The 14,976-nt window shown below is 63.0% G+C and carries 14 protein-coding genes; 4 read left to right on the forward strand and 10 right to left on the reverse strand.

Translation table 11 applies throughout. The features are described 5' to 3' along the window. The 7 genes from O3300_RS12830 to O3300_RS12860 form a co-directional block, all read right to left on the reverse strand. Nucleotides 1-259, reverse strand: a 259-nt coding sequence (locus O3300_RS12830; protein ID WP_305053156.1) for a 5-deoxy-glucuronate isomerase, incomplete at its 3' end; no start/stop codon positions are given. Next, entirely contained in the window at nt 256-1,170 is a 915-nt protein-coding gene (iolE, locus tag O3300_RS12835; RefSeq protein WP_305053157.1) for a myo-inosose-2 dehydratase, read from the reverse strand. The genes O3300_RS12830 and iolE, both read right to left, overlap by 4 nt. Further along, entirely contained in the window at nt 1,167-3,008 is a 1,842-nt protein-coding gene (gene iolD, locus O3300_RS12840) for a 3D-(3,5/4)-trihydroxycyclohexane-1,2-dione acylhydrolase (decyclizing) (RefSeq protein WP_305053158.1), read from the reverse strand. The genes iolE and iolD overlap by 4 nt, the downstream gene beginning before the upstream one ends. Next, a complete protein-coding gene (iolC, locus tag O3300_RS12845) occupies nt 3,005-4,951 on the reverse strand; it encodes a 5-dehydro-2-deoxygluconokinase (RefSeq protein ID WP_305053159.1) in 1,947 nt (648 codons plus the stop codon). The genes iolD and iolC overlap by 4 nt, the downstream gene beginning before the upstream one ends. A gap of 8 nt (nt 4,952-4,959) precedes the next feature. Continuing rightward, nucleotides 4,960-5,745, reverse strand: a complete 786-nt coding sequence (locus tag O3300_RS12850; RefSeq protein WP_251351989.1) for an ATP-binding cassette domain-containing protein — start codon at nt 5,743-5,745, stop codon at nt 4,960-4,962. A 3-nt stretch (nt 5,746-5,748) separates the two neighbouring features. Further along, the gene (locus tag O3300_RS12855) at nt 5,749-6,870 is read right to left on the reverse strand and encodes an ABC transporter permease (protein ID WP_305053585.1); all 1,122 of its coding nucleotides are present in this window, start codon (nt 6,868-6,870) and stop codon (nt 5,749-5,751) included. A gap of 171 nt (nt 6,871-7,041) precedes the next feature. Then, nucleotides 7,042-8,088, reverse strand: coding sequence for a sugar ABC transporter substrate-binding protein (locus O3300_RS12860; RefSeq protein ID WP_251351991.1), 1,047 nt, complete (start codon nt 8,086-8,088; stop codon nt 7,042-7,044). Between the two features lie 251 nt (nt 8,089-8,339). On the opposite strand from O3300_RS12860, the gene O3300_RS12865 reads away from it, so the two are divergent. The 3 genes from O3300_RS12865 to O3300_RS12875 are packed head-to-tail and all read left to right on the forward strand — an operon-like array spanning nt 8,340 to nt 11,248. Next, nucleotides 8,340-9,206: a MurR/RpiR family transcriptional regulator gene (locus O3300_RS12865; protein WP_034757651.1), complete on the forward strand. Its 867-nt coding sequence runs from the start codon at nt 8,340-8,342 to the stop codon at nt 9,204-9,206. Then, on the forward strand, nt 9,199-10,191 hold the full coding sequence (iolG, locus tag O3300_RS12870; protein ID WP_305053586.1) for an inositol 2-dehydrogenase: 993 nt from the start codon (nt 9,199-9,201) through the stop codon (nt 10,189-10,191). Before O3300_RS12865 ends, iolG begins: the two co-directional genes overlap by 8 nt. Nucleotides 10,192-10,225: 34 nt before the next feature. Continuing rightward, the gene (locus O3300_RS12875) at nt 10,226-11,248 is read left to right on the forward strand and encodes a Gfo/Idh/MocA family oxidoreductase (RefSeq protein ID WP_305053160.1); all 1,023 of its coding nucleotides are present in this window, start codon (nt 10,226-10,228) and stop codon (nt 11,246-11,248) included. A 13-nt stretch (nt 11,249-11,261) separates the two neighbouring features. Here the strand turns inward: O3300_RS12875 and O3300_RS12880 are convergent, their stop codons facing one another. Continuing rightward, nucleotides 11,262-11,600, reverse strand: a complete 339-nt coding sequence (locus O3300_RS12880) for a DNA-binding protein (RefSeq protein WP_099664432.1) — start codon at nt 11,598-11,600, stop codon at nt 11,262-11,264. Then, on the reverse strand, nt 11,557-11,931 hold the full coding sequence (locus O3300_RS12885) for a type II toxin-antitoxin system RelE/ParE family toxin (protein ID WP_289916161.1): 375 nt from the start codon (nt 11,929-11,931) through the stop codon (nt 11,557-11,559). Before O3300_RS12885 ends, O3300_RS12880 begins: the two co-directional genes overlap by 44 nt. Before the next feature lie 240 nt (nt 11,932-12,171). Between O3300_RS12885 and O3300_RS12890 the strand changes: the two genes are divergently transcribed. Continuing rightward, entirely contained in the window at nt 12,172-13,389 is a 1,218-nt protein-coding gene (locus O3300_RS12890) for a hypothetical protein (protein ID WP_305053161.1), read from the forward strand. A gap of 3 nt (nt 13,390-13,392) precedes the next feature. On the opposite strand, the gene O3300_RS12895 is transcribed toward O3300_RS12890, so the two are convergent. After that, nucleotides 13,393-14,772 carry an MFS transporter gene (locus O3300_RS12895; protein WP_305053587.1) on the reverse strand — a complete coding sequence of 460 codons (1,380 nt, stop codon included), beginning with the start codon at nt 14,770-14,772 and terminating at the stop codon, nt 13,393-13,395. Nucleotides 14,773-14,976: the final 204 nt, after the last annotated feature.

A 14,976-nucleotide genomic window follows, 5' to 3' on the forward strand; every position in this document is an offset into this window, starting at 1 on the left:
CATACACGGCGTAGGGCGAGACGTCTTCAAACACGCTCTGGCGATTGCCGATGGCTTCCCAGGTCTGCCCGCCCGCCTGCACCGTCACCGTGCCCGTCAGCACGACGAGGCACAGTTCGCGGCTACCCGTCTCCAACGTCAGCTGTTCGCCTGCCGCCAGCCGGTGCGCGGCAAAGCCCACGTGCGTCCAGCCGGCCGACTCTGGCGTCACTTCGACGATGGCCGAACCGGCCCTGGCCTTGACCAGCAGCGGGCTCATGCCGCCTCCCGTTTCAATCGCGGGATGGCGTCGACCAGGCGTGCCAGGTAATCGTGGCCCATCTTGGCATACTGATAGCTGGGGGCCACGGCCGGATCCTGCTCCGCCTCCACCACCAGCCAGCCCTCGTAGCCATGCAAATATAAACGCGTGAGGATGGCGGGAAAATCGATGCTGCCATCACCGGGGACGCTGAAGGCGCCATTGATGACGGCCTGCAGGAAACTCCAGTGGCCATTTCTCGCCAGTTTCACCACATTGGGGCGCACATCCTTGCAATGCACGTGGCAAATGCGTTCAATATGTTTATTCAGCACCGCCAGCGCATCGCCGCCGGCAAAGGTGATGTGGCCCGTGTCGAACAGCAAGCCGACTTGCGGCCCCGTCAAGGCCATCAACTGGTCCACGTCGGCCGGCGTTTCCACGTAGGCGCCCATGTGGTGGTGGTAGGCCAGGCGCACGCCGTGGTCGAGCAAGTGTTTCGCAAACGCCGTCAATTTGTCGGCGTACGCCTGCCATTGCTGCGGCGACTGGAAACGCGGACGTTTATACAACGGGCGGGCTTCGCCCTGGATGGCGTCCGCCACTTCGCCGTAGACCATGACGGTGGCGCCGCTGTCGGCCAGCAAGCGCAGATGCGGCCCGACGGCGGCAATTTCCTCTTCCACGGACCGGTGCGCCAGCCGTCCCGAATACCAGCCGGACACGCAGGCGAGATTATATTTGCCCAGCACGGCGTTCAGGGCCGGGGCATCCTTGGGAAACTTGTTGCCCAGTTCAAAGCCCACATAGCCGATCTCGGCGCCTTCCTTGAGGGCTGTTTCCAGCGGCGTTTCACCGCCCAGGCTGGGTAAATCGTCGTTCATCCACGAGATCGGGTTGATGCCGATCTTCACATTCCATGTAGTCATTTTTGTTGTCCTTGGCGGTCAAGTTCATAACGGGCGCGCGCCGCTTGCACGCCGGCTTGCGTCGAGACTTCGGGCACGGCCACTTCCCACCAGCAACCGCCCTCCTCGGTCGTGCGCGTGGCGTCCGTATTGATGCAGATCAAGTAGGTGCGCGATGCGGCGCGGGCACGCAGCATCGCCTGTTCCAGCTCGGCAATGTTGGCCACGTGCTCGGACAGCGCGCCCAGGGATTGCGCATGCAGGGCGAAATCGATGCGCGGTGCGCTGTCGGGCAACATGTTGTTGAATGACGCGTTGCCGCACGCCTGCTGCAGGCGGTTGATGCAGCCGTAGCCCCGGTTGTCGAGCACGACGATGATGAGTTTTTTATCCAGCATCACGGAGGTGGCGATTTCCGAATTCATCATCAAATAACTGCCGTCGCCCACCATGACGATGACTTCGCGCTCGGGCTTGGCCATCTTGACGCCCAGGCCGCCGGCGATTTCATAGCCCATGCACGAATAGCCGTATTCCATGTGGTAGCCGCCCGGCGTGCTGGTGCGCCACAGTTTGTGCAACTCGGCCGGCAAGGTGCCCGCCGCGCAGACGACGATGTCGCGGGTGGTCGAGTCCGGTGAAGAGCGCTGCACGGCGCCGATGACTTCGCCGTCATACGGCAAGCCGGCCACCTCGCGCTGGCCAGTAATGGCCAGGACGGTATCGCGCCATGCGTTCCCAGCCTGCTGTGCGCGGTCCAGCCACTGGCCCGCGCTATTCCAGTTAGGCAAGTACCGCGACAAGCCCTGCAAGCCAAGTGTCGCGTCCGCCTGCACGCCCAGGCCACGGCGTTTCAGCGCATCGAAAGCGTTGACGTTCAGGCTGACCAGTTGCGCTTGCGCAAACAGGGAATTCGAGCCCGTCGTAAAATCCTGCAAGCGCGTGCCCACGGCCAGCACCACGTCCGCCTCCGCTGCCAGCGCGTTCGCGGCGGGCGAGCCGGTGACGCCGATGGCGCCCAGCTGCAGCGGATGATCCCACGGCAAGGCGCTCTTGCCGGCCTGGGTTTCCGCCACGGGAATGCCGTGGCGTTCGGCAAACGCCTGCAAGGCGGCGCTGGCCTGGCCGTACAGCACGCCGCCGCCGGCCACGATCAGCGGCTGTTTCGCATGTTTCAGCAAGGCGACCGCTTCTTCCAGCTCCTGCTCCACGGGCGGCATGGCGCGGAAACGCACGGTGCGCGGCTCGAAAAAGTCGGCCGGATAGTCATACGCCATCGTCTGCACGTCTTGCGGCAAAGATAACGTGACGGGACCGCAGGCGGCCGGGTCCGTCAAGGCGGCAATGGCGCGCGGCAAGGCCGTCAGCAATTGCTCCGGATACACGATGCGGTCGAAATAGCGCGATAAAGGTTTAAAGGCGTCATTCACCGACACGCTGCCGTCGCCGGCGTCTTCCAGCTGCTGCAATACGGGGTCCGGCGCGCGCGAGACGAACACGTCGCCGGGCAACAGCAAGACCGGCAAGCGATTCACGTGGGCCAGGGCGGCGGCCGTCAGCAAATTGGTGGCGCCGGGGCCGATGGAACTGGTGACGGCCAGCATGCGCCGGCGCATGTGGGCTTTCGCATACGCAATGGCCGAGTGCGCCATCGCCTGTTCGTTGTGCGCCCGAAACGTGGGGAAACTGTCGCGGTACTGGTACAGCGCTTCGCCCAGGCCCGCCACGTTGCCGTGGCCAAAGATGGCGAAGGCGCCGCCGAACAGGGGGGTCAAGGAACCATCGCCCTCTTCAGTGCGCAGGGCGGCCAGATAGCGGACTAAAGCCTGGGCCATGGTCAATCTGATTGTGGCGCTCATGCTGCACGCTCCAGGCGGTTGCGCGTACGCTGCCACAGGGCGATGAGCTGCTCGAAGTTGGCGCGCACTGCTGCAATCAGGCCCGCATCGTCGAGTTCGCCCGCCAGCCAGCGGCGGCTCGGTTCCTGGAAGATGGTGCGGCCCACCATGAAGCCGCGGCACGTCGTGCTGGCACTGGCTTGTTCAAAACTGGCGGCCAGGGCGGCAATCGGCGCGTTCAAGCCCAGCAGGACGACGCCACGGCAATACGGATCGCGCTCGTGCACGAGGACATCGATGGCTTGCCATTGCTGGGCTGACATGCTTTCCAGCTTCCACCATTCCGGGTAAATGCCCAGGTTGTACAAGCGTTTGACGGCGCGCAAGACCGTGTCGTCGCCGTGCGGCAAGGATTCCGACGGTATGACTTCCAACAACAGTTCGTGACCGCTCACTTGCGCCGCGTCATACAGGGCCTTGATCTGCGCTTCCTGTTCCAATCGGTTTTCCACGGTATCGTCCGGGTGCAACTGCACCAGGCACTTGATCACGTGTTCCTTCGGCCAGCTGAGCAGGTGCGAACCGATGGAGCGGCCCCAGTCGAATTGCAGCGGATTGGAACCGGGCAATTCCACGGGACGGCCGATCCACCAACCGCGCCCCGTCGCATCGTTGAGCGCGTCGACGCCATAGCGTCCATCGATCAGCACGCCCGTCTTGCCGGCCAGTTGCAAGGCCGTTTCCGTCTGCGCCACGGCTTGCACCATCAGTTGCTTCAGGGCGCAAATAGCCGATTCAGGCGCGCCCGTCTGTTGCGCCAGCTCAAAGAATTGCGTGCGGTGGTCGAAGGCAAACACGCACAGTTCATTCCACTCCTTGCGCGCCACCGTCGTGCGATGCAGGCGCGACAAGGTGGCGTCCTGGTCAGGACGGGCCAGTTTGGCCGCATTGGCGAGGAAATAGTCGAGCTCCACAGGCGACGGCATGGCCGGTGCGCAACCATGGCGCGACACGACGAGGGCGCCGCAACCGTTCGCGTAACGGCAGCACGCCTCGTAATCCTCGCCGCGCAGCCAGCCTTTCAAAAAGCCCGAGAGAAATGCGTCGCCCGCGCCCAGCACATTCAGCACTTCCACGCGCACGCCGCGGTAGTTATAGGCGTCGTCCAGGCTGTGCGGCACCACGCTGTCGATGACGGCGCTGCCCAGCGGGCCCCGCTTGACGACCAGGGTGGCCAGGGTAACGGCCCGCACGGCGCGCAAACTGGCCATGATGTCGGCACCGCCGCCGGCGATCATGAATTCCTCTTCCGTGCCGACGATCAAATCAAATTGCGGCAGGATCGCCTGCAAGTGGCGCGTGACACCATCGTTGGAAACGAAACGCGTTTCGCCGTCCGCCTTGCCGGAAAGTCCCCACAGCACGGGCCGGTAATCGATGTCGAGCACGGTGCGCACGTTGTTGGCGCGCGCCAATTTCAAGGCCTGCGTGCTGACGGCGTGCATGGCAGCCGTCGAAAAATGCGTGCCGGTGATCAACAGCGCCTTGCTGGAAGCGATGAAGGCGGCGTCGACGGCGGATGGCTCGATGGCCATGTCGGCGCAGTTTTCACGGTAGAAAATCAGCGGAAAGGTGTTTTTATCCTTGATGCCCAGCATCACCAACGCCGTCAAACGGTCGCCGTCGATGCCGACATGGCTGACGTCGCAACCCTCTTTCGATAACGTGTCCGTCAAGAAACGGCCCATGTGGTCGTCGCCCACCTTCGACAGCATGGCGGACTTCAAGCCCAGGCGGGCCGTGCCGAAGGCGATATTCGCCGACGAGCCGCCCAGGTACTTGGCGAAACTGGTCGCATCTTCCAGGGTGCTGCCGATCTGCTGCGCATACAGGTCCACCGCCAGGCGACCCAGGCAGATCACGTCCAGCGCGCGGCCCTGGGCAAATTGTGTCGGGTTATTCATGGTTATCCTTAAATCGTGACACCGTCGAGTTCACTCATCAGCGTTTGCATTTCCGCACCGCCCGCCATCATGTCGAGTACTTCATCCTTGGAAACAGTTTCCTTGGTGTAAGTGCCCAGCGATTTGCCCCGGTTCAAGAGGGTGAACGAGTCGCCCACTGGGTAGGCATGGTGCACATTGTGGGTAATAAAGATCACGGACAAGCCCCGTTCGCGCGCCTTGTAGATCAGTTTCAACACATTGAACGACTGTTTCACGCCCAAGGCCGCCGTCGGCTCATCGAGGATCAGCACGCGCGCGCCGAAGTGGATGGCGCGGGCAATGGCCAGGCATTGCCGCTCGCCGCCCGACATGGTGCCCACGGCCTGGTGCGGGTCGCGCACCATGATGCCCATTTCGGCCAGCTTGTCGCGCGCCGTGGTGGCCGCATATTCCATATCCATCACGGGCAGCACGCCGAACATTTTCCGGATCGGTTCGCGGCCCATGAAGAAATTGCGCGCCACGGACAGCAATGGCACCAGCGCCAGGTCCTGGTAGACGGTGGCCACGCCCAGGTCGAGCGCTTCCTTCGGCGAATTGAAGCTGACGGGCTTGCCGTCAACCAGATACTCGCCGCTGGTGGGCCGGTGCACGCCGGCCAAGGTCTTGATCAGGGTCGACTTGCCGGCGCCGTTATCACCAAGCAAGCAATGCACTTCACCCGGTTTCAGGCGCAGGGTAACGTTTTGCAGGGCGATGACGGAGCCGAAACGTTTGCTGATGTTTTCCAGCGCAAGGATGTATTCGCTCATGGCTTATCTCGCTTCCGTGACACGGGCACGGACAAAGTTGTTGAACAGTACCGCGATCAGCAGCATGACGCCGAGGAAGACACGGAACCAGTCCGAATTGATATTGGTATAAGTAATGCCGATCTGTACCACGCCGAAGATCAGCGCGCCGAAGCAGGCGCCGACGACGGAACCGTAGCCGCCCGTCAGCAAGGCGCCGCCGATGACGGCCGCGATGATGGCTTCGAATTCCTTTTGCATGCCGCGGTCGGCGGCAGCCGAACCCACGTCAAATACTTGCAGCGTGGCAAACAGGCAGGCGCAGAACGCCGTGAAGACAAACAGCGATACCTTGATGGTTTTCACGGGCACGCCCACGTTCTTGGCCGCGTTGGCGTCGCCGCCGACAGCGAAGATCCAGTTGCCGATGCGGGTGCGGGCCAGGACGAAGCCGGACACCAGCGCCAGGCCGGCCCACCAGACGATGACCTTGGGGATGCCCTTGACCAGCGGCGCGCCATTGTCGAGCGCCGTGATCCAGCCCGCCTTGGCCATCCAGGCGAACAGCGACGTGCCCACTTCGCCATGGAACAGGGTCATGGCCAGCCAGTCGTCGGCGGCCAGCGCGCCGATGCCGCTGACGATGGTGCGGTTGGCAAACATGATGGACAGGGCCAGAGTCAGGCCGCGCAGGATGAACAGGAAGGCCAGGGTGACGATAAACGAAGGCAAGCGCGTCTTGATGACCAGGTAGCCGTTGAGCCAGCCCAGCGCCATCGAACCGGCAAAGGCGAACAGGATGGCGGCCCACACGGGCCAGTGGAAATAGACGGAAGGGATGGCGATCATCATGCCGGCAAAGCCGATCATGGAGCCGATCGACAGGTCGAATTCGCCGGCGATCATCAATACGCAGGCACCGATGGCGATGATACCCAGGTAGGCGGCCACTTGCGCCCAGTTGATCACGCCGTCGAGGTTGAACATGCCGGAGTCGCCGGCCGTCAGGATAAAGAAGGCGAACACCAGGATGGCGCCCGAGATCGAGGCGAATTCCGGGCGGCTGAACAGCCGCTTGAGCCAGCTGACCTGCCCCACGCGCTCATCAACGCCCTGCTTTTGCGGTGGCGTGCCCGAGGTGGCCATGCCACCCTGCTCCACGCTTAATTTCACGGTACTCATGCTATGTCTCCCTTGTTTTATAGCAACCTACCAGCCTCGACAGCAATTCCAGGGCGGCAGGACCCGCGCGCCGGCAAGCATGGCCTGCGCGCGGGGACAACGACTAAGGTCTTGATTGAACTGAAAAGCGGGTGCTTAACGGAACTGGCCGGCGTACTTCTCTACCTTGCCGATATTGTCCTTGGTGACATAACCAGGACCGGAACCGATATGGCGCGGGCCATACGATGGTGCCAGGCCGTACTCGGCCAGGCGCGCCTTGAATTTGGCGTTATTGATCAGCTTTTCGCGCACCTTGGCCAGGTCCGTGGTCTTGTCCTGCTTCATGATGGCCAGCACGGCAACGGGGATATAGCCTTGCAGGTAAGGTTGCTGGTCGATGGCGAACTGGATGCTGCCATCCTTGATGCCCTTCGAGATTTCATCGGACAGGTCGAACGTAGCGAACCACATCTTGCCCTTCAAACCCATTTTTTCCAGGGCCTTCAGCGAAGCGTGGGCCGAGGTGGGGCCCAGCGCCAGCACGGCCTGGGTTTTCGGGTTGTTGCGCAGGTAGGCGCTCAACTTGCTTTCGATGGTGGTCGGATCTTCGCCCGCATCCAGGGTGGCAGCCTTGAAATCGACGCCGATGGCTTCGGCAAAGCCGCGGCAGCGCTCGAATGACGACGGATTCGTCGCGTAGTGGTTGACGCAAACGAAGGACTTGATGCCGGCCGCCTTGGCTTTTTCGCCGGCGCCCTTGCCTGCCTCGTATTCAGGCTGGCCCACGTGCATCACGGCGCCCAGCTGCTCGCTTTGCGTCAGGGTGCCCGAATTGATCGTGACAAACGGAATCTTCTTGGCAGCAACAAGGCCCAGCGGTTTTTGCAGCACGCTGAAGTCGGCGATGCTGACGATCACGCCGTCGTAGTTGCGGGCAGCCGATTGCTCGACCAGGCGCGCCATGTCGGCCAGGTCGCCGTTCGGTGGATTGCGGTAGTCGACGGTGACATTGAAGTCTTCGCCTGCTTGCTTGACGGAATTTTTAATCGTATTCCACCAGGAATCGGAATCGGGCGCATGGCTGATCAGCACGAATTTCTCGCCTGCCGCGTGGCTGGCGCTCATGCCCAGACCCAGTCCCAGGCCAAGGCCCAGCACGGCCAGGTGCTTCAGAAATCCCTTACGCTTATTGCTTTGCATGAATGTCTCCTTGAAGGATTAATTTTTATAGTTGCCAGCTTTTGTCGCGTGTCAGCGGGGAGCCGGAAAACCGGCAAGACCCGATGCACTGCGCACAGCTTAGGCCACAAAAAAGACAAATGCAATAAAATTTTCAAAATAAATTTAAATAGAAAATCATTTCTATTTTCCGGATTCACTCCTATAATTCTCGCCAGAACCAGCCGCCGCAATCATGTTGCGCGGCCCAGCAAGCAACCGAGGAAAACACCATGGCAGCCACCGCCCCCATCGAACAGCTGATGCAGCACATTGCCGCCGAGTACGACAACCTGTCGCGCCAGCTGAAAGTCATCGCGCAATACATTGAAAAACACCGGGCCAGCCTGATGCTCGAACGCATCAGCGACATCGCGGCCGCCTGCGACGTGCAGCCGTCCGCCATCGTGCGCTTCGCGCAGCGCTTCGGCTATACGGGCTTTTCGGAAATGCAGGACGTGTTCCGCCAGGCGTACACGGACCAGGCCGGCGCCACGCCCGACTACCAGCAGCGCATCCGCAAGCTCATTTCCACGCGCGACGCCGCCCTCAGCGCAGGCGACCTGACGCGCGAATTCGTCGGCGCCAGCCGCGCCGGCCTCGACGACCTGGCGGCCGGCCTCGACGACGCGCAGCTGGAAGCAGCCGTCAACCTGCTGTTAAAAGCAGAAAACATCTATGTGATCGGCGTGCGCCGGTCCTTTCCGATCGCCTCCTACATCGCCTACGCGCTGGAACACACGGACAAGCGCGTGCACCTGATTAGCGGACTGGGCGGCATGCACCGCGAACAGATGCGCAGCGTGCGCGAACGCGATGTGGCGATCGCCATCAGTTTCTCGCCTTACGGCAAGGAAACCCAGCAGTGCATCAAGGCGGCGCAAGACAAGGGCGCCAAGGTCCTCGTGATTACCGACAGCAAGCTGGCCCCGCTCGCGCGGGCCGCCGACGCGCTGCTCACCGTCACCGAGGGCAGCGCCTTCGCCTTCCGCTCGCTGACCAGCACCATCTGCCTGTGCCAGGCGCTGTTCATCGCGCTGGCATACAAATTAGAGCTCGACATCGAAGAAATCCACACCCCAGGAGAACATGATGATTGAAGTAGCGTTGTTCGGCGCCGGACGCATCGGCAAAATCCACGCGGCCAACCTGGCTGCCCAACCCGGCGTGCAGTTCAAGTACGTGGTCGACGTCAACCAGGAAGCGGCCGCCGCCCTTGCCGGCTTGCACGGCGGCAGCAGCGCAACTGTGGAAGCGGCGCTGGCCGACCCGGCCATCAAGGCCGTCGTCATCGCTTCCAGCACGGATACGCACGCGGACCTGATCCTGCACTCGGCCGCCGCCGGCAAGGCCATCTTTTGCGAAAAACCCGTCGACCTGACCATCGACCGCGCGCGCGCCTGCGCCGCCGCCGTCAAGGAAGCGAAAGTGCTGTGCATGCTGGGTTTCCAGCGCCGCTACGACCCGACCTTCAACGCCGTCAAGACGCGCATCGAAGCGGGCGAGATCGGCACGCCCGAATTGCTGGTCGTCACCAGCCGCGATCCCGGCCCGCCGCCCGTGAGCTACATCAAGGTCTCGGGCGGCATCTTCAAGGATATGCTGATCCACGATTTCGACATTTTCCGCTGGATACTCGACGATGAAGCCGTCAGCGTGCACGCCACGGGCAGCTGCCTGGTCGACCCCGCCATCGGCGAGGCAGGCGACCTGGACACGGCCGTCGTCACCATCCGCACGGCCAAGGGACGTTTGTGCCAGATCAATGCTTCGCGCCGCGCCGCCTACGGCTACGACCAGCGCTTCGAAGTGCTGGGCAGCGCTGGTATGCTGCAGGCAGGCAACCACAAGCCGACGGAAGTGACGGCCTATGGTTCCGTGAACGTCAGCGTGGACAAGCCGGAAGATTTCTTCCTGGAACGTTATCGCGTGGCCTACGCGCAGGAAATGGCGCACTTCTTTGACGCCCTCACCCACGGCACGCCGCTGCGCACCACCGTGCACGATGGCTTGAAGGCACTGGAACTGGCCGAGGCGGCCACCTTGTCGTGGCGCGAGGGTCGTGTCGTGACCCTGGCGTCGTAACTTTATAAACAACAATAAAAAATCTGGAGACACCATGTCATCCCCAACATTAAAAGTCGGCATCGTCGGCCTGGGCCGGCTGGGCCAGCGCCACGCCATCAACCTGGCGCAGCGCGTGCCGAATGCCGAAGTCGTGGCCGCCTGCAGTCCCGTGCAAGCGGAACTGGACTGGGCCGCCAGCACGCTCGGCATCGCCACCGGCTATGCCGACTACGACGCCCTGCTGGCCCACCCTGGCCTGGACGCCGTCTTCCTCGTCACGCCCACGTCGCTGCATGCGGACCAGATCATCGCCGCCCTGCGTGCCGGCAAGCACGTATTTTGCGAGAAACCGCTGTCGCTGGACCTGGCCGACTGCCTGAAGGTGGAAGCGGAAGCGGCGCGCCACCCGCAGCTGACCGTCATGATCGGCTTCGTGCGCCGTTTCGACGCCAGCTACCATGACGCGCAGCAAAAGATCACGCAAGGCCTGATCGGCAAGCCCTATCTGGTGCGTTCGCAAACCTGCGACCAGAACGATCCCAGCGGCGCCTTCATGCGCTTCGCCCCCACCAGCGGTGGCATCTTCCTCGACTGCAGCGTGCACGATATCGACCTGGCGCGCTGGCTGCTGGGCAATCCCGTGCCCAAACGCGTTTACGCCAGCGGCACCAACGCCATCCACACGGGCTTGCAAGCGTTCGGCGACGTCGACAATGGCCTGGCAACGGTGGAGTTTAGCGATGGCAGCATGGCCAGCTTCATGGCGTCGCGCACCATGGCGCATGGCCATGAAACCCTGACGGAAGTGTTCGGTACGGGCGGCCGCCTGGCCGTGGGCAGCAATCCGCGCCTGAACAGGGTGGAAATTTCGGATGCGCATGGCGTGCGCAATGAATGCACGCCGGACTTCTATGCCCGCTTCGCCGACGCCTTTTTGATCGAGGCGCAGGAGTTTACGGATGCGGCGCTGGGCCGGCGCACCTTGTCCTTGACCTTGCACGACGCGACGGAAGCGACGCGCATCGGCCTGGCCATGACGCAAGCGATGCGCGAAGCGCGGCCCGTCGAGTTTTAAGCTGCCAGTGGACTCAGGCAGCCGGCGCAGGAAACGGTTGCTTGGGTTCCACGGCCAGCCGCAAGCCCATGGCATCGAGGATGGCCGTCAAGGTGCTCAGTGAGGGATTGCCTTCGGGCGACAGGGTGCGGTACAGCTGGGTAGGGTTGAGCTTGGCCGCCTGTGCCACGGCCGGCACGCCGCCAAAGGCGCGCGTCAGCTGGCGCAGCACGGCCAGCAGTTCGCCATGGTCGCCATCGACGAGGATATTGTTGATCAATTCCAGGGCGAAGGCGGGATCGTCGCGGTACAGCTCAGCCATCGCTTCGTCATGCGAGCGGTCTCTTGGTGGTTTGCGGATGTCCTCGTTCATGTTCTCTCTCATGTCCCCTCTCCTTCCAGTCGTGCCAGCAGGCACAGGCGTACTCGATATCTTTCGGTTGCGTGCGCTTGTCGCCACCGCACAGCAATAAAATGATCTGTTCGCCGGCAATGGCATAGTAGATACGGTAGCCGGCCCCCACATCGATGCGCAACTCCCACACGCCGTCGTGGCAAAACTTGTGGTCGCCAAAATTGCCAGGAATCATACGCAGCACGCGGCGCACGATGGCCACCCTGGCCGTGTTGTCGCGCTGGCGCTTCAGCCATTCCGTATATAAATCCCTGCCCGATGACGTCAGGTAGTGCCGGATCTCATACATCATATTCGTCCATAAACGAAGAAAGATCAAGGAGAAAATCACGTGTACATGTAAAAAAGAAGACCACGCCATCTTGCTACCAAACCCGCTCACACAGGCCACGAATGCCAGGTTCACTGAGCTACATCAAGATGCCTTTCGCTCATTGTTATAGGGAAATTATGTCGCCCGACCGTGCCTCACGTCTGGCTGATTGCGCTATACAATAAGCGCTGTCCAACCGTGAAGAACCCTGCCTCCATGACCAACAACGACAGCAACTCCCCTTCCCTCGCCGACGTGGCCGAACGCTACGTCAAGCTGGTCTTGGCCATGGGCCAGCACGATGCCTCGTATGTCGACGCGTATTACGGCCCGCCCGCGTGGCAGGCCGCAGCGGTCAAACAGCTGCAGAGTTTGAGCGATATCAAGGATGGCGCAAACGCGGCGCTGGCCCTGCTGGCAGACGCCTCTTGCCTGCGCGCCCTCAACCTGCGCAAGCAGTTGCAAGCCGTGCTGGCCAAGGCGGACATGCTGCAAGGGACACGCCTGGATTTCGACACGGAAAGCGCGCGCCTGTACGACGCCGTTTCGCCCCACCACAGCCGCGCATATTACGCAGAGCTGGTGGCGCAGATCGACGCCCTGCTGCCTGGCGACGGCACGGTCAGCGACCGGGTCAACGCCTTGCGCGCGCAACTCGTCATTCCCGCCGACAAGCTGCGCGCCGTCATGGACGCGGCCATCCGAGCGGGCCGCGAACGCACCTTGCAGTACATCGCCCTGCCCGAAGGCGAGGATTTCGTGCTGGAATTCGTCACCGACAAACCGTGGAGCGGCTACAACTGGTACAAGGGCAACTACCAGAGCGTGATCCAGATCAATACCGACTTGCCCGTGTATATCGACCGCGCGGTTGATCTCGGCTGCCACGAAGCGTATCCCGGTCACCACGTCTACAACGTGCTGCTCGAGCGCGACCTGGTGCGCGGCAAGGGCTGGATGGAATACTGCATCTATCCGCTGTACTCGCCGCAATCGTTGATCGCCGAAGGCACGGCCAATTACGGCATCGAACTGAGTTTTACCGATGCAGAACGGCTGGCATTCGAACAGCAGGTGCTGTACCCGCTGGCCGGCCTCGATCCTGCGCTGGCGCCCCGCTACGCACAGCTGAACCAGTTGCTGGCCAAGCTAGGCTACGCCGACAACGACATTGCGCGCCAGTACCTCGAAGGCAGCCTGACCCGCGAAGAAGCGCTGGAATGGCTGGTCAACGTGCGCCTGTACCCGGCCGAAAAATCCGCGCAGCGCCTGCAGTTCTACGACGCCATGGGTGCCTATGTGATTAATTACAACCTGGGCCAGGACATGGCGAAAGCCTATGTCGAGCGCCAGGGCGCGACGCGCGCCGAGCACTGGGCCGCCTTCTGCGACCTGATGTCGTCGCCGCGCGTGCCCAGCCATTTGCAGGCATAAGCCTTACTTCGGCGGCAGCCAGTACAGCGGCAAGGCCACGGCCAGGCACGCCAGCCCCGCCAGCAGCATGGCCAGCTGAAAACCGGCTGCCAGGGCGGCAACCTGCCCCGCCCGCTCCAGCAAAGCGGCGGCGCGCAAGCTCATCACGCTGCCCAACACGGCCACGCCCAAGGTCATGCCCGCCTGGCGCAAGGCATTCATGATGGCCGAAGCCATGGCGGCTTGCTCGCCGCGCACGGATGCCATCACCAGCAAACCGGTGGCCGGCACGGCCAGGCCCATCGCCAGGCCCAGCAGGCCGAACAGGCTGCCGACGATGGCGTAGGGCGTCCGCGGCGCCAAGGTCGCCGTCGCCAGCAGCACCAGGCCCGCCAGCACATAGCCGCCCAGCATCATTCGCCGCAGCGACAAGTGGCGGCTGAGGCGGCCGAAGCAGAGGGAAACGACGCCCATGGCCGCGAACTGCGGCAACATGCGCCAGCCGCTGGCGCCCGCCGGCCAACCCTGGATTTGCTGCAGGTACAGCGAGAAAAAGAACAGGCTGCTGTAGCAGGCAAACCCCAGCACCAGCGACGCCAGGTTGATCAACGCAAAGGTCCGGTCGCAAAACAGCCGCAACGGCAACAGGGGACGTGGCGCGCGCGCTTCGACAGCCAGGAAGGCGACGAAGGCCAGCAGCGCCACGCCCAGCGATGACCAGGCAGCCATGCCGCCCGGTCCGTTCACCTCGCCCAGCGCGATCAAGCCGTAGGTGAGCGCACCGAGCCAGACGATGCTGAGCACCTGTCCCGTCTGGTCCAGCGCCGCCTGTTCCCGGTAATGGCGTTCCGTCATGCCCCAGGCGCCCAGCAGCATGGCCAGCACTCCCAGCGGCAGGTTGATCAGGAAGATGCTTTGCCAGCCCGTGGCCTCCAGCAGCATGCCGCCCAGCAGGGGCCCCAGGGTCAGCGCCAGCGCGCTGAAGGCCGACCAGCCGCCGATCACGTGCGCCCGTTCGCGCGGGTCGGGAAACGCGTGGCTCAGTATCGGCATGGCGCCCGGAATCAGCAAGGCGCCCGCGACGCCCTGCACGGCCCGCCCCGCCAGCAGCAGCGGCAGGCCGGCGGCCAGCGCGCACAGCAGCGAACCGGCCGTAAACAGGGCCACGCCCAGCAGCCAGATGCGCTTGTGCCCATGCCGGTCGCCCAGCGGACCGGCCGACAGCATGCAGGCCGACAGGCACAGCGCATAGGCGTTGACCACCCACTGCAAACCCGCCATATCCGTCGCCAGCGCCGTTTGCAGGGTGGGCAAAGCCACGTTGACGATGCTGATGTCGAGCGAGGCGAGAAAGGTGCCCAGGTAGACGGCGGCCACCAGGGCCGCGCGGCGATAGCGCTGCATGGCGTGTCTCCAATTCATGAGTTCGCCTTCATCATAATCATCGACTGACCGTCAGTCAATTAAAAACTATAGCCTTGCATGGCGGGTGCTTGGGCGACGCCCGCGCTTCACTTATACTGGGTGCATGACCACGACACGACACGCCAACCTCGCCCTGCCCGATGCCGCCGCCGCGCCGGCCCCCGTTCGCCCGCGCACCAAGCC

It is taken from the genome of Janthinobacterium sp. SUN206 (assembly GCF_030587305.1).
In the GTDB taxonomy this organism is placed as follows: domain Bacteria; phylum Pseudomonadota; class Gammaproteobacteria; order Burkholderiales; family Burkholderiaceae_D; genus Janthinobacterium; species Janthinobacterium kumbetense.

Coding starts and splice junctions, on each gene's coding strand:
- O3300_RS12880 (WP_099664432.1), bottom strand. CDS start 11,600: ATGAACGAGGACATCCGCAAACCACCAAGAGACCGCTCGCATGACGAA.
- O3300_RS12850 (WP_251351989.1), bottom strand. CDS start 5,745: ATGAGCGAATACATCCTTGCGCTGGAAAACATCAGCAAACGTTTCGGC.
- O3300_RS12895 (WP_305053587.1), bottom strand. CDS start 14,772: ATGCAGCGCTATCGCCGCGCGGCCCTGGTGGCCGCCGTCTACCTGGGC.
- O3300_RS12885 (WP_289916161.1), bottom strand. CDS start 11,931: ATGTATGAGATCCGGCACTACCTGACGTCATCGGGCAGGGATTTATAT.
- O3300_RS12875 (WP_305053160.1), top strand. CDS start 10,226: ATGTCATCCCCAACATTAAAAGTCGGCATCGTCGGCCTGGGCCGGCTG.
- O3300_RS12860 (WP_251351991.1), bottom strand. CDS start 8,088: ATGCAAAGCAATAAGCGTAAGGGATTTCTGAAGCACCTGGCCGTGCTG.
- O3300_RS12890 (WP_305053161.1), top strand. CDS start 12,172: ATGACCAACAACGACAGCAACTCCCCTTCCCTCGCCGACGTGGCCGAA.
- iolD (WP_305053158.1), bottom strand. CDS start 3,008: ATGAGCGCCACAATCAGATTGACCATGGCCCAGGCTTTAGTCCGCTAT.
- iolE (WP_305053157.1), bottom strand. CDS start 1,170: ATGACTACATGGAATGTGAAGATCGGCATCAACCCGATCTCGTGGATG.
- O3300_RS12865 (WP_034757651.1), top strand. CDS start 8,340: ATGGCAGCCACCGCCCCCATCGAACAGCTGATGCAGCACATTGCCGCC.
- iolC (WP_305053159.1), bottom strand. CDS start 4,951: ATGAATAACCCGACACAATTTGCCCAGGGCCGCGCGCTGGACGTGATC.
- O3300_RS12855 (WP_305053585.1), bottom strand. CDS start 6,870: ATGGCCACCTCGGGCACGCCACCGCAAAAGCAGGGCGTTGATGAGCGC.
- iolG (WP_305053586.1), top strand. CDS start 9,199: ATGATTGAAGTAGCGTTGTTCGGCGCCGGACGCATCGGCAAAATCCAC.